This is a genomic window from Brenneria izadpanahii, assembly GCF_017569925.1.
Taxonomy (GTDB): Bacteria; Pseudomonadota; Gammaproteobacteria; order Enterobacterales; family Enterobacteriaceae; genus Brenneria; species Brenneria izadpanahii.
Window position 1 is genome coordinate 3603093 of record NZ_CP050854.1, and the last position, 14582, is coordinate 3617674.

General features: G+C 51.2%; 15 protein-coding genes. 7 read left to right on the plus strand and 8 right to left on the minus strand.

Annotated elements, in window-relative coordinates:
* Window positions 1-164: 164 nt before the first annotated feature.
* Window positions 165-350: a hypothetical protein gene (locus tag HC231_RS16075; protein ID WP_208227751.1), complete on the minus strand. Its 186-nt coding sequence runs from the start codon at window positions 348-350 to the stop codon at window positions 165-167.
* The gene (locus HC231_RS16080; protein ID WP_208227752.1) at window positions 347-1000 is read right to left on the minus strand and encodes a MurR/RpiR family transcriptional regulator; all 654 of its coding nucleotides are present in this window, start codon (window positions 998-1000) and stop codon (window positions 347-349) included. Before HC231_RS16080 ends, HC231_RS16075 begins: the two co-directional genes overlap by 4 nt.
* Before the next feature lie 193 nt (window positions 1001-1193).
* Here HC231_RS16080 and HC231_RS16085 point away from each other — a divergent pair, with 193 nt between their 5' ends.
* The 6 genes from HC231_RS16085 (at window position 1194) to HC231_RS16110 (ending at window position 6367) form a co-directional block, all read left to right on the plus strand.
* The gene (locus HC231_RS16085; protein ID WP_246494545.1) at window positions 1194-2249 is read left to right on the plus strand and encodes a polyamine ABC transporter substrate-binding protein; all 1056 of its coding nucleotides are present in this window, start codon (window positions 1194-1196) and stop codon (window positions 2247-2249) included.
* A gap of 133 nt (window positions 2250-2382) precedes the next feature.
* Window positions 2383-3504, plus strand: a complete 1122-nt coding sequence (locus HC231_RS16090) for an ABC transporter ATP-binding protein (protein WP_208227753.1) — start codon at window positions 2383-2385, stop codon at window positions 3502-3504.
* Between the two features lie 8 nt (window positions 3505-3512).
* Window positions 3513-4250, plus strand: coding sequence for an ABC transporter permease (locus HC231_RS16095; RefSeq protein ID WP_208227754.1), 738 nt, complete (start codon window positions 3513-3515; stop codon window positions 4248-4250).
* Window positions 4250-4420: a hypothetical protein gene (locus HC231_RS16100; RefSeq protein WP_208227755.1), complete on the plus strand. Its 171-nt coding sequence runs from the start codon at window positions 4250-4252 to the stop codon at window positions 4418-4420. Before HC231_RS16095 ends, HC231_RS16100 begins: the two co-directional genes overlap by 1 nt.
* Window positions 4410-5252 carry an ABC transporter permease gene (locus HC231_RS16105; protein WP_208227756.1) on the plus strand — a complete coding sequence of 281 codons (843 nt, stop codon included), beginning with the start codon at window positions 4410-4412 and terminating at the stop codon, window positions 5250-5252. The genes HC231_RS16100 and HC231_RS16105 overlap by 11 nt, the downstream gene beginning before the upstream one ends.
* An 11-nt stretch (window positions 5253-5263) precedes the next feature.
* On the plus strand, window positions 5264-6367 hold the full coding sequence (locus tag HC231_RS16110; RefSeq protein WP_208227757.1) for a DmpA family aminopeptidase: 1104 nt from the start codon (window positions 5264-5266) through the stop codon (window positions 6365-6367).
* Between the two features lie 120 nt (window positions 6368-6487).
* On the opposite strand, the gene licT is transcribed toward HC231_RS16110, so the two are convergent.
* The 6 genes from licT to gndA all read right to left on the minus strand — a co-directional run bounded on the left by licT (window position 6488) and on the right by gndA (window position 13679).
* On the minus strand, window positions 6488-7315 hold the full coding sequence (gene licT / locus HC231_RS16115) for a BglG family transcription antiterminator LicT (protein ID WP_208227758.1): 828 nt from the start codon (window positions 7313-7315) through the stop codon (window positions 6488-6490).
* A gap of 474 nt (window positions 7316-7789) precedes the next feature.
* Entirely contained in the window at window positions 7790-9922 is a 2133-nt protein-coding gene (locus HC231_RS16120) for a YjbH domain-containing protein (protein ID WP_208227759.1), read from the minus strand.
* The gene (locus tag HC231_RS16125) at window positions 9922-10701 is read right to left on the minus strand and encodes a capsule biosynthesis GfcC family protein (RefSeq protein WP_208227760.1); all 780 of its coding nucleotides are present in this window, start codon (window positions 10699-10701) and stop codon (window positions 9922-9924) included. Before HC231_RS16125 ends, HC231_RS16120 begins: the two co-directional genes overlap by 1 nt.
* Before the next feature lie 14 nt (window positions 10702-10715).
* On the minus strand, window positions 10716-11375 hold the full coding sequence (locus tag HC231_RS16130; protein ID WP_208227761.1) for a YjbF family lipoprotein: 660 nt from the start codon (window positions 11373-11375) through the stop codon (window positions 10716-10718).
* 113 nt (window positions 11376-11488) lie between these two features.
* Complete coding sequence (locus HC231_RS16135) at window positions 11489-11761, minus strand: hypothetical protein (protein WP_208227762.1); 273 nt, start codon at window positions 11759-11761, stop codon at window positions 11489-11491.
* A gap of 511 nt (window positions 11762-12272) precedes the next feature.
* A complete protein-coding gene (gndA, locus tag HC231_RS16140) occupies window positions 12273-13679 on the minus strand; it encodes an NADP-dependent phosphogluconate dehydrogenase (protein ID WP_208227763.1) in 1407 nt (468 codons plus the stop codon).
* 265 nt (window positions 13680-13944) lie between these two features.
* Between gndA and HC231_RS16145 the strand changes: the two genes are divergently transcribed.
* Complete coding sequence (locus tag HC231_RS16145; RefSeq protein ID WP_208227764.1) at window positions 13945-14559, plus strand: plasmid pRiA4b ORF-3 family protein; 615 nt, start codon at window positions 13945-13947, stop codon at window positions 14557-14559.
* The last annotated feature ends 23 nt before the right edge of the window (window positions 14560-14582 follow it).

The following is a 14582-nucleotide window of genomic DNA, read 5'->3' on the forward strand; positions in this document are numbered from 1 at the left end:
GTAAACAATGCAGAATCATCCTGAAAAGATTTTTATAAACATTTAGTTACATTAGCCTACTTATTTCTGCCTTAATCAAAACGACTTCTTAAAGCCATGCTATTTGTCCGTTATCAACCGCGTTACCGGCTGGCTCACGCGCTAAAGCGGGCTTTTCAGCTCGACTAGGTGCGATAGAGCTTCAAACGTTTCACCCGGCTTTCGAAGCGCTCCAGGCGCTGTTTTAATTTATCGCGGTTGCGGCCCGCCACACAGTGCAGCAAAACATTCAGCGCGTTGACCAGCCCGGCGGTGGACTCCAGTATCAGCCCGGTTTTGGTGGTGATAGTAACGATATGCGGCGTATTCATATACTTGGCGATGCCATATTCGTCGGTGAAAACCACCAGATCGGCTTTTTCCCTGATACATTCATTGGCAAAGGCGATGCCCGCATCCGCATAGGGAGCGATATCGATAAGCAGGACACAACACTGTTTGTCGTAACTATCAATCCATCCCCCAGTACGCCGCCATAGATATCAAGAAACTCGACGTTGGATCTAACCAGCGACAGCCGGTTGGCGAAATCCTCCGTCAGGCCGCGTATCGTCTGAAAGCCACAGACGAAAACATGCTCCGCCTGGCTTACGCACTGGACAATATCCTGCCAATGCTGGCTGCCGATCTGCTCCCAGAACTTGACCAACGCCTCTATCTCATTATTAAGATGAACGGTTAAGTCATCGCTTTGCTGTTCGACGCGCGCCAGCAAGGTGGTATTGAGCAATGACTTTACCCTCACCTCATCACGAAGATCTTCTTTCAGCCCCTTCAATCCTTTGTAACCCAAGCGGCGGCAGAAACGGCTGACGGTATTAGGGCTAACGCCACTTTTTTGCGCAAGGGTTGCACCATTTTCGAACGCAATATTCTCAAGATTCGCGTTGATATAGGCCCACAGCGTCCTTTCCGCTGGCGTCAGATTGCCTTCCAGCTTTTCCAGCCTGGCGTCAAGCATAGCGTTACCTCGTTGATAGGAAAAGATATATAAATACCAAATGCAAAATTCGTGACATAAAAATCCCTTTCCTCTCTCATCCGACATTCCGTTGGCATATTAATTGCAAACCAAACACAGAAGACATAATTCTGTCAAATACTCTATCAGTTTAGTCCCCATGGCTAAATAGCAAACCCACCGGAGAAGAAAAATGTACATCATTAACAGACCAAGTTGGATGAAGAGCATCATTTTCGGGTTAGTATTTTCAAGCATATTCAGTAGCTTACCAGCGAAGGCGGCCGGTGAATTACGGTTATATAACTGGGGGGACTACATTAACCCGGAAGTATTGACGCGCTTTACCCAGGAAACCGGCATTAATGTAAAACTTGATACCTATGGCAGTAATGAAGAGATGCTGGCCAAAATACAGGCCGGGGCCAGCGGCTATGACATCGTCTTTCCCTCCGTGCATATGCAGGACGCCATGGCGGCGTTGAAGCTGCTGGCGCGTACGGATATTAACCGCTCGCCTGAATTTAAACATATTGATCCCGAATTTTTACGCGCCAAGAGCGATCCCGCCGGCGAATATTGTCTTCCCTACGCCTGGGGCTCCGTCGGTATTTTCTATAACAAGAAAAAAGTCGATAAGCCGATTACCTCCTGGAAAGACTTCTTTGCCGAAGCCGAGAAAGGGAAAAAGGTGATCATGCTCGACGATATGCGTGAAACGCTGGGCGTTGGCTTAATCGTTAACAACAAATCCGTCAACACCACCAATCCTGACGATCTGAAGCTGGCGGCCGACTGGCTGACCGCGCGCAAACCATTAATCTCCGCATTGACCTATGAAAGTATTCCGCTGGTGCAATCCGGCGATGTGGCGGCCGCCCACTATTTTGTCGGCGCGCTGATGTATGTATCGCAGGATCCGGAAAACCTGGCGTACGTCATCCCGGATGAAGGCGCGACCATGTATCAGGAAAATATGTGCGTATTGGCCAGCGCGCCAAACAAAGAGAATGCGAAAAAGTTTATGGAGTTCTTCCTGAATCCTGAAATCGCCGCGATGAATACCGCTCAGCAGATGAACGGGACGCCAAACCGCGATGCCGTAGCGCTACTGCCCGATGCCTTGAAAAACAACCCGGCGGCCAATCCGCCAGAGGAAATCCGCAAAAAATTACAGATATTCAACGACCTGGGCAAAGACCTGCGTTTGTACGACAGAACCTGGACAAGATTCCGCAGCGCGAACTAAATCCTGTCGCCGCCAGCGTGCATCGGGTTCGGCCCGATGCACATAATAAAATCGCGCGAGACGGCGTATCTGCGTCGCTTGCGCCAAATTTAATCAAACCCGACCCTGGGGTACTCTGTATTTGGGATAGACAATGAGTCAGGACCATCATTTTCGTACCGTCGTGTCGCTTGAAAAAGCCGTTAAATATTACCAAACCCCTGAAGGCAATAGCGTTAAGGCTTTGGACGATCTCTCTTTTTCGGTCAGAGACAATGAATTCGTCACATTACTTGGGCCATCCGGATGCGGCAAAACCACGCTGCTGAGGATTATTAGCGGATTCGAGCAGTTGGATGCCGGGGAACTGCTGATTTTAGGGAAAAAGATGAATCACGTACCGCCGCATTTGCGTCCGGTGAATACCGTGTTTCAAAGCTACGCTCTATTTCCCCATATGAGCGTGGCGGATAATGTCGGCTACGGCCTGGATATCCGCGGCGTACTGCGTCAGGAGCGTAACCGTCGCGTGGCCGAAACGCTGGAAATGGTGGGAATGCTGAATATGGAAAAACGCCGCCCGGCCCAGCTCTCCGGCGGCCAGCAGCAGCGGGTCGCGCTGGCGCGCGCCATTATTAACCATCCGACGCTGTTGCTGCTGGACGAACCGCTGTCTGCGCTGGATCGCAACCTGCGTAAAAATATGCAGCTCGAACTTAAGCGCCTGCAGTCCGAACTCGGTATCTCATTTATTTTCGTCACCCACGATCAGGATGAAGCCCTGACCATGTCCGATCGGATCATTGTGTTGAACGGCGGGAAGATACAGCAAAACGATAAGCCGGCGGCAATTTACCATACGCCAACCAACCCTTTTGTGGCCGGATTTATCGGCGAAGGCAATATGATTGCCGTGGAGGTCACGCAAAAAACCGCTGGGACACTGTTGCTGACCAGCGAAACGGGAGGCTCCTGGCTGGCGGACGACCGCCAACCTTGTCAGACGGGAGAGCGCTTATGGCTGCTATTGCGGCCTCAGCATTTCCACCTCGCTAAACCGAATGACGGCCAGGCTCGCTATGCCGACGTTCGCGGCGTTATAAATCAGGTGATCTTTATGGGAAGCGATATTGAGGTCATTCTGCATTCAGACCGGGGCGAGGTAATTAAGGCGTTGATTCGCCTGACCGACTCCGCCCGCCACGACGATCTGGCGCCGGGGAATGCCATCACGCTTTGGTATGCCGTTACCTCTTGTCATCTGCTGCCGCGCTGAGGATTCCCATGTCTGAATGGAAAAAATCTCTTCCGCTTATCGGGCTATTATCGCCGGTGAGCTTACTGTTAGGCATCTGCCTGTTTATTCCTCTGGCGATCATGGTGGTGTTCAGCGTACTCACGCCGGGCATGTATGGGGGCGTGGAGTGGAGCTACTATGCCGACAACTATGGCCGCATATTGGGCTGGGCGGACGGCACGCTGGAAGAGTTCGATATTCTTTATCTGAAAATCATTCTGACCTCTTTCCGCATCGCCTTAATGAGCGTGGCCGTTTCTTTGATCATCTGCTATCCGATCGCATTCTGGGTAAGAAACAAATCGCCCCGGATACGCAACTTTTTATTATTCCTTATCACGTTGCCTTTTTTCGCCAGCCTGATTGTGCGCCTCTACGCCTGGGTATTGATTCTGCGCCCGACCGGTTTTCTAAATACCGTGTTGCAAACCATGGGGGTCATCGCCCAGCCGCTGGATCTGATTTATACCGAACTGGCGGTATTGATAGGCATGGCGTACATCTATATCCCCTTTATGTTTCTCCCAGTTTACGCCAGCGTCGAACGGCTTGACCATCGCCTGATTGAGGCCTCCTACGATTTGGGCGCCAACCGGGTTAAGACCTTCTTCCGAGTTATTTTCCCGCTGACGCTGCCCGGCGTGATTTCCGGCTCCATCATGGTTTTTATCCCCAGCCTCGGTAATTTTATTGTGCCGTCGCTGCTGGGGGCGCAAAAGTGGTGATGATCGGCAGTTTAATCGAACAGCAGTTTCTCTCCGCCAGAAACTGGCCGTTTGGCGCGGCGCTGGCCATGTTGTTGATGTCGATGGTTCTATTCGCGCTGTTGCTCTATCTCTATCTGAGCAGCCGCTATTCCCATGCCGGCACAAACAGGAGCAACGATGAAAAGTAATATTCTTTCACGGATAATGGCATGGCTATTTAATTGCTATGGCATTCTGTTTTTTATTTTTCTTTATCTTCCCATCGTTTTGATTGCTATTTACTCCTTCAATGCCAATCCCATCAATATGATGATATGGCAGGGATTCAGCTTCGACTGGTATTTATCGCTGTTCGGCATGAGTAATCACCTTGCGGACAATGCGCTGTATATCGACTCCACCGATCAGGTGCTTAATGCGTTAAAGAACAGTTTGATCATCGCCCTGATCACCACCGTTATTTCGACGGTAATCGGCACCATGACCGCACTGGCATTAATGCGTTACCGCTTTTATCTGCGGGGATTCTATCGCTTCCTGCTGTATATCCCGATGATGATGCCGGATGTCATATTAGGCATCGCATTGCTGATATTTTTCGTCAACGTCGGCATTCCGCTGGGGAGAACCTCTATTATTCTCGGCCACTGCACCTTTTTATGCAGCTATGTCTTTCTCATCGTCAGCGCCCGTCTGGCGGGAATGGATACCCGGCTGGAAGAGGCCTCTTATGATTTGGGCGCCAATAGCTGGGTGACATTCCGGCGCATTACGCTACCGATGTTATTACCCAGTATTATCGGCGGCGCGCTGCTGGCATTTATTATTTCCATGGACGATCTGGTTATCACCTATTTTATATCCGGCGTCGACGCCACCACGCTTCCCGTTCAGATATACGGCATGATCAGGCGCGGAATAAAGCCGGAAATCAATGTCATCGCCACGCTGTTGATTTTGGTATCGCTGCTGATCGCCGCCGTGGGTTTATATCTTAGAAATAGAAATGAAAATAAATAAGGAAAGTCATAATGGCAAAACTTAGAGCCCGCCAATTAGGATTACGGTTTCCAGGTACGACAGGAAAATATAACGCCATTACCGATGTTGATGGCGTGCTGGTCGGTTATCGCACCATTGATGCCATCAGCCAGGACAACAGGCGCATCAAAACCGGCGTGACCGCGATCCTGCCCAGAGGATACCAGACAGAGCCGCAGCCGGTATGGGCGGGTTACGACGCGCTGAACGGCAATGGCGAAATGACGGGGATACATTGGATAAAAGACGGCGGCAATTTCGTCGGGCCGGTTTGCCTGACCAATACCCACTCTGTCGGCGCCGTACATCAGGCGGCCGTAAAATGGATGCTGACCCAGTACCATGATACCTGGGAGAAACACCATATCTGGGCGATGCCGGTGGTGGCTGAAACCTATGACGGCGTGATCAACGACATCAACGGGCTGCATGTTACCCCGGACGACGCGTTGGCCGCGCTGAACTCGGCGCGTTCCGGCGCGCTGGACGAAGGCAACGTGGGCGGCGGCAACGGCATGATTTGTTATGGCTTCAAAGGCGGAACCGGCACCTCGTCGCGCTGTTTCGCCATTGAGGATCGCCAATACGCGCTGGGCATTCTGGTACAGGCTAATTACGGCCAGCAGGATTGGTTTGAACTGTTCGGCGTCCCGGTCGGCGCATTGATAGAATCGGCGTCATCGTCAGGATTGCTGCGCGAGCGGGGTTCCATCATCGTCATTCTGGCTACGGACGCCCCGCTGATGCCTCACCAACTTCAGCGGTTAGCGAGACGGGCGGCGCTGGGAATTGCCCGCTCCGGGAGTCCGGGCGGCAATAATTCCGGCGATATTTTTCTGGCGTTCAGTACCGCGAATGCCGGTTCCCTGCCGCAGATCGCGACGGCCCATCGTTCATTCCAGTATCTGAATGATGAATATTTCGATGTTATCTATCAGTCGGCGGTGGATTGCACGCATGAAGCGGTTATCAACGCGATGCTGGCCGCCGAAGATGCGCCGATGCAAAAGCCTGAGGGAGTCTGCAAGGCTATCGATCCGCAGGCGCTGTATGAGGTGATTAAACGCATGAACCCTTCCGCGATCGTCGCTTAAATAGCTTAAACAGAGACGCGCCTCAACCCCAATCCCTCCCCCTCTCTTTACCGGGGAGGATGCAATGCCGTTCGGGGGCAAGCGCCAAACGTTGCCGACGCTCCGGGGATGCTTCATTCGCTATTTTTGCAGACGGTTGATATGAATGGTCAGAAACATGATTTCATCGGTCGTCAGCTGGCAGTCATAGTTTTTTTCCACATAATCATAAACTTTCATGGCGCAGGAAAATGCCCGCGGCATAAGCTCCTTGATCCCCTGATAGATGCTGTCATCGCCGTGACTGACCGTGTCACGGTTCAGCAAACGTAGCGCAAAGAATTTGAGATGGGTGATAAGACGATGATAATCCAATGAATTTTCATCAAGTTGGATATGTAGGTCATATTTGAGGATGGTCAGAATATCTTTAATGATCCCAGCGCTCAGCATGGTGCTGTGCATATCGCTGTTATTGCGAGCATTGGCTAAATGCAGGGCGATAAATCCCGCCTCATCTTCCGGCAAATCGATATTCAGCCTTGAGCGAATCAATGACAGAGCTTCCAGCCCTACCGCATATTCGTTGCTATAGAACTGCTTGATATCCCACAACAGAGCGTTTTTGATGGTCTGCCCTTTTTGATGACGCTGCACCGCAAAATTAATGTGATCGCTTAACGCCAGAAAAAGGGTGTCTTGCACGTTCAGCTGCAGTTTATGCTGCGCCAGCGTAATGATTTGCTGAGTCACCGTCAGATAGGCAACCGGTATTTCCGCCAGCAGTTGCGACAACACATCGGCCATGTCGTCCGTTTGCTTGATAAACTGACTCTCGATGCGCTGAGGGTCGACCTCATCCCCCTCTTTTTTACCAAACCCAACCCCTTTGCCAATGGCGACGACTTCCTTGTTATCCCCCCTTATCAGCAGGACTGAATTATTGCTTAATATTTTTTTAATTTTCATCACAGTCATTTCGGCTCATAGCTCGCCTGATTGCAGGAAAAGGGAGGCCGGTAAAATCATGGCGTCCCTCCCTTCTTTAATAACGAATTATAACCCGTTATTTTTGACGATCCGCGTATATCCTATACCGACCTGCCGCCAACCCGGGCGCTTTTTAGCGCGAACGGCATTGTATTCGCCATCAGTCCCATTGGCGTTGCTTACTTCGCTTTTCTTTGCGGGCCAGGTGGAAAATAGACGCAAAAAAAAACCTGAGACGAGCCACGTCGGTAATAACGTGGCTCGTCTCAGGTTTCGCTCAGGTTCGACCTAATAACGTCCTTCCTGCGGAGTTATATCCGCTAATTAAGGCTAACTCAAATGCAAACAGAGCAATATGTGATGAACATCACCGTTAGAGGGTTTGTCATAAAACACAGGGCCGTTAAACGAAGTTAACGGCCCTGGACGCTAGCGTTTGGAGGCGCTACTTGATCAGTTATCCGTCACGCCATACAGCGAAGTACGACGCTGCAGCATTTGGCCGCCGTCACGCGTTAACGGCACCCAACCGACGGAACCCCGTTTCACGGTTGGCTCGGAGAGCATCAGATCGAACGGTATGGAGATATAGAAGCCTTTGGTAAAGCTGCCTTCGCCATATTCACTGGAGCTGACGTCCGTCTTCGTGGCAAAGGCGCCGGCGACAATACCGCTGTCAAAGCGGCGGGACAGATCGAGCGTAACCCCTTTATCGCCCGCCAGATAACGCCCGACGCTGACCTTGGCCACCGCGCCTTCCACGAACGGCAGTTTCCAGTACGCCGTCAAATGGCCGGTCACGACGTCGTAATCCGCCGTCTTCATCATGTTATCCCAGTCACGCTGTTTGACGTAGTTGACATCCATGCCAAGCGCCCAGCTTTGCCCGTAAGGCCGATACAGCACTTCGGAACCGACGCCGGCGTACATCATCTCCAGATAACCGCCGTACACCTGGCTGTACCAGTCCGGCGCCGGATTATCCATGCGCGTCAACTGCAAATTGGTGAGCATCAAATCGGAAGAGGTGACATATTCCCGGATCCGGGTTCTGACGCGCGGCAATGCCGAACCATCAGCCGGCGGCGCCGTGTAGTTGAACTTGTCGTAGTTATCCAACAGATTCAGCGATGCCGTTCCGCCAATCGTCCAGTGGTCGCTCAAGCGATAATCCACATTGCCTTTCAGCGCGATCTGATACATATAGAATGATTCAGGACCGCCGATGGATTGCGTCAGGGCCGGTTCCAGCGAATAGGAGAAGCGCTGCGGCTCGGTGAGCAACACCTGCTGCCCGCGAATATCCGTCACCGGCTCTGAGCGGTGCGTTGCCGGTTCCGGTTGCCCCAGCGGCGTTGCCGCCTGTTGCACCTGATGGAATGCTTTGGCGTCCACCTGGGTGCTGGCGATCGGCATCCGCTGGTTGCGCTTCACAATATGATATTCGGAAACATCCCCCGGTACATGGTTCGCCAGTATGGTGGCCGCGCGCTGATTGGCTTCATCGTTATCGCGGTACTTATCCTGCTGGGCAACCACCGTGACCTGGCGTTGGTCGGCATAAATATCCGCCCCGCTATACCCGGCCTTATCATCCAGCTCTTTCGCCACCTGCTGCCAATTCGTCCCTTTTCCGTCGTTAACCGGGGCATAAACCGGCGGAGCGTCATCAAGACGCGCCGGTTTCAGCTTGTTGAAGTTGGTGCGCAGGGTAAAGCCCCACATCAGCGTATTGCCGCGCTGCCAAGACAGCGTGGTATCCAATATATCCCCGACGCGATACACCATACCGACGTTAAACGGCGAATCCTGCTTTATTTTTTCTCGCCGTCCACGATCGGCGGCTTCGTTGCTGTAATCATTCGCATCATATTCCAGCTTCAGACGCAGCGGATCCCACGGCGTTTGATATTCTACGCCGCCGAATAGCGCTGCCGGTCCGTGGAAGAAGTTCTTGACCTCAAATTTGCCGGTATCGGTGTTGGCCGTGCGGGTACAGAAACTATCCTTCAAGGAACAGGCCGGGTTTTTGATATTGCCGCTTTCCGCCATATTCCCCCACCCCATTCCCAGGGTGAAGTCGAAGGGCCCGATACGTTTGCTGGCAACCAGATATTCACTATCGAATAATCCGGTCCCGGCGATATCACGCAGCCCCAAAGACACATCCGGCATCCAGTAGCTTTCCTGCCACAGACGCGCCTTTAGATCGAACCCTTTATCTTTATAGGTTTGCTCTCCGCTGAATCCGGGATTATTACTATAAGGAACCGTTCGGATATCGGTGTAGCGCACGGTGGTTTCCAGCCAGTCTAATAATTGCAACGATACCGAGTAGCGCCGATATTGGTCGTTATCACGATAGTTGGCGCTGAATTCGCCCGTTTCGGCCATGCGGGCCGTCGGCATTTGCAGCAGCCCGGTGCCGCCAAAATCAGATTGCGATACGCCAGCCGGCTTATAGCGGGTATTGGCGTTAGTCACCTCGTTTTCCTGCGTCGCATCCGCCGCTATCGCCTGGGCGCTTAAAATGCCGCCGATCGCCAACGACAGACAGCCCAGTTTAAAGTTTCTGTTTTTTATCATTAGAGTGGGATCCGGTTTGCAAGATAGTCAGCAAGTTGATCGTTTAGCGATGCCATATCATCGGGCAATACCGAAGGATCAAAACCAATAAACAGCGTTTCGCCGGCCGCAGGCTCAATATGCCGTTGATTCCACAGCGCCAGAGGAACCTTGCGCCATTCGCCATTGCCGCCGATCAGATAGCCAAAGCTTTTATCAGCCCCCGCCAGAAGACGGCGGCCGGAAATATAGCGCTCAACCGACCATCCGGAACGCAGAGCGACTTTGCCCGACGTTTCCAGCTCCCCGACATCTGCGGAAGTATTAATCAAGCCAATAAGTGAAAAACTATCGGAATGCGGCGCGATGTACAGCGCATACTCGCCGACCAACGGCCGGTTATTCTGCAGATAAACGCGTACACGATCGGGATCGAGATCGGTGTAGATTCGTCCGGCGACGTTGATCGGCTCCAACGTTTTACGCAACAACCACGCCGAGATCGCCAGATCGCCATCACCGGAATTACGCCAGCGCGTTTCCAGCACCGCCAGCTTTTCTCTTAGCGTATCGCCCAGCTGATACGCTTTTTGCGTGGTGGCGAAATCAGATATTAATGCGGCCTGCCAGTTTACATTTCCCGGCAACGCGGCCTGTTCGTAGAATTTCTCCAGACGCGTGCCATCATCAAGCTTTACAACCGCGATGGTTTGCTGAGGATCTTTCACGGTTAACTGGGCGGCGGTCGCCGAACCGCAAACCAGCAGCAATAAAGTAGCCATACGAGTGAGTGACAACATTTAAGCTAAGCCCCTTATTGTACGTATGGTTTTAAAACGGTGAACTTCACCAGCGCCATATCCGGCCCCATATACTGATGACTCTGCACCACTCGGCCATTCGCCGGATCAACCCAATAGCTATTGGTATAAGTTTCATTCAATGAAGGGACGGTAACCAGCTCATCGAAACGCATCAGTTCGCGTGATTGATCCAAGATCCGCACCGTCTCTCTGCCTCGCGGCTGGAAAACGGAGGTTAAATCATATCCGCCGCGAAAAACCTGGGACCACTCGACCCGAGTTTGCCATTTCATCGGCGTAGTGGATTTCAGTAACCCTAACGTAAGCGGATCCTGCGCGAGATTACCGACATGAGTAATATCCTCGCCAAATCCCTGCGTTTTAACCAGTCGGCCGTTCTGGGTCACCACCATATTCTTGTCCGCGGCAATCCACTTCAACTGCTGTTGTTCAGCAAATACCAGCACGACAAAGGCCTGAGGCGCCTTACCGACTTTCAGATACGCGGAAGCATAGGGAGTGTTTGCAACTTGTTGCGCGGTAACCTGCGTATCATCTTGCCCCAAAAAAGCCAGCTTCACCGTTTTTCCCAATGACTCCATCTTCTGAGAACAACCGGTCAGGAGGATGGACAAAATCGGCGCGGCAATCAGCATCTTCATTTTTGCCATTCGTTTTACTGTCGTCCTTTGTTTTATTTTTATCACTGAATGGATTCTCGCTGAACAGCGTAGTAATCAGGAAAAATAAAGGCCACCGAAGTGGCCTTATGGTTAATACAAGATTAACGAGTACCGGTAGTAGTAGTAATGGTACTGGTACCAGTACTACCATTGTCGTCATCGTTGGCAACGGCAACGGCAATACCTGCCGCCACTGCTGCTGCGACACCTACAGCAACCAGGCCAGTAGTGCCTGCAGCAGAGCCAGCGCCGACAGCGGCAGTACCAGCAGCAGTACCGCCACCAGCAGCGGTTTCGGCAGAAACGCCATCAACGGCAAACGCATTTGATGACATGGCTAACACAGCAGCCAATGCAATTAACACTTTTTTCATTACGCTTTCCTTTTTTGAACATGAAGTACTTCAGGGTGAGGCATCGTCAGTACGACCATACCCCGTCCTTCATTCCGATCAGAACGATAGTAAAAACATCCTGTTCTACCATTGACCAATCGACACCGGGATCCTCCCGGCAATGAGTTACAGGCGTATGGTGGTAACAACTATTTCAAACACCATCATCCCAGACTAATTCTTGCAACTTTATTAAAAATAGCAAGATCCCTACACAATAGACAATGAAGATCTTGGTAAAAAAATAGGTTTCTTTAACTAACCTGACAAAAAAGAAATCAAAAAAATCAATGTTATTCAATGTAATACGAAGAGATTTATCTTTTAAGACAAAAACGCCAGATATTTCCTAATCTGGCGTGAATTTAATAACAAAACCTAACTGATAAAATCGCTATTCCCATATGGGCGGGAATTCGCTTCATTCTATACGTGCCGTCGTTACCGAAGATGCCCGCCAACGCGGTCGATACTGACGGCACGGGCTACATTATTCCAACCATTCGGTATGGAATACCCCGTCCTTATCGGTACGCTTATAAGTATGCGCGCCAAAATAATCGCGCTGCGCCTGGATCAGATTCGCGGGCAGTACTGCGGAACGATAGCTGTCGTAATAGGCGATGGCCGCGGAGAGCGTCGGGGTTGGAATGCCCTGCTGAACGGCGTAGGCCACGACATCACGCAATGCCTGCTGGTATTCGTCCGCCACTTTCTTGAAATACGGCGCCAGCAACAGGTTGGCGATATCGGCTTTCTGCTGATAGGCATCGGTGATTTTTTGCAGGAACTGCGCCCGGATAATGCAACCTGCGCGGAAAATCTTCGCAATCTCGCCATAGTTGAGATGCCAATCGTTTTCTTCAGATGCGGCGCGCAACTGGGAGAAACCTTGCGCATAAGACACGATTTTACCCAGATACAACGCACGACGGACCTTTTCCACAAATTCAGACTTATCGCCGCTGAACGGCTGTGCGGTTGGCCCGCTCAGTACTTTAGATGCGGCAACACGCTGTGCTTTCAGAGAAGAAAGGTAACGCGCGAATACTGACTCGGTGATGAGCGACAGCGGCTCGCCCAGATCCAACGAACTTTGGCTGGTCCATTTACCCGTACCTTTATTCGCCGCTTCATCAAGAATGACATCGACCAGATATTTGCCGTCTTCATCTTTCTTGGTAAATATATCGGCGGTAATTTCGATCAGATAGCTGCTCAGTTCACCTTTATTCCATTCTGAGAAAGTGGAAGCCAGCTCTTCATTACTTAAATTCAGCGCTTGTTTCAGCAGCGCGTAGGCTTCGGCGATTAACTGCATGTCGCCATATTCAATGCCGTTATGCACCATTTTCACATAGTGGCCGGCGCCATCAGCGCCGATATAGGCAACACAGGCCTCGCCTTCGGCACGGGCGGCGATTTTCTCCAGAATCGGCGCCACCAGCTCATATGCCTCTTTCTGACCGCCAGGCATAATAGACGGGCCTTTCAGCGCGCCCTCTTCACCGCCGGAAACCCCGGTGCCGATGAAGTTAAACCCTTCGGCAGACAGTTCACGATTACGACGAATGGTATCTTTATAGAAGGTGTTACCCCCATCGATCAGGATGTCGCCCTTATCCAGATAAGGCTTCAGTGACTCAATGGTTTTGTCAGTCGCTTCGCCAGCCTTAACCATCAGCAGAATACGACGCGGCTTCTCCAGGGATGCAACAAACTCTTCAACGGTGTAATAAGGCACCAATTTTTTACCCGGATTTTCTGCAATCACTTCGTCAGTTTTATCTGAAGAACGGTTAAAAATGGACACAGTATAGCCACGGCTTTCAATATTAAGCGCCAGATTGCGCCCCATTACCGCCATACCGACAACGCCAATTTGCTGTTTGGACATTAAAACAACTCCTGTCTGAAGGATAACCTGCCAGCGGTGTTCACCATACCCGCTGGCAATCAAAAGCAGGCCAACATGGTAACTCAGCTTACGACAGGTGAATAGTGATTGGTTTGATAGCAAGGATAGTTGGCGGAAAATGAATAGTCACGTCCGTCCACATTCATTATTTGCTGATTTTTTATACACTGCGTAATATGCCACTGGCTGCTCATGGCTCATCCCCTCTATGGGCAAGGCACCCTACACTTAAAGGAGATCGGGTATGGATATAAGATTTTATCAGCTAAAAGTCATCCTTATCGGCACAACCCCCGCCATCTGGCGACAATTTGTTGTGCCCGCCTCCATCACCCTCGATCGTCTGCATGATGTGCTGCAAATCGTGATGGGTTGGCAAGACAGTCATCTTCATCAATTCACCTTCGGTAAAAAACGGTTTACCGAACGGCCGGAGGATACGCCTCAAGATGAAGATGAAGGCTTCTATCGCCTCAACGAACTGCTGAAACGCAAAGGCAACAAGCTGACTTACCTCTATGATTTTGGCGACGATTGGGAACACGAAATTATTTTGGAAAACACTGACTATCACCCCGAAGAATTTGACGGTTTTCTGTTTTGCCTGAACGGTGAGCGCGTTTGCCCGCTGGAAGATTGCGGCGGCGTGCCAGGCTATGAAAACCTGCTCGGCATCCTTCAGGATCCGGCCCATGAAGATTATGAAGAAACATTAGAGTGGCTTGGCATTCCAGCCGAACTACTGGAAATAGAACCGGATATTTTTGGGCTATTTGATGCCGATGAAGTGAATAACGACTTAATGCTCTACTCCCGCTGGACGCGAGATCGAAATCAACCGTGGTTTGACGAAAAATAGCTGACTGGAAATACCGTAATTTC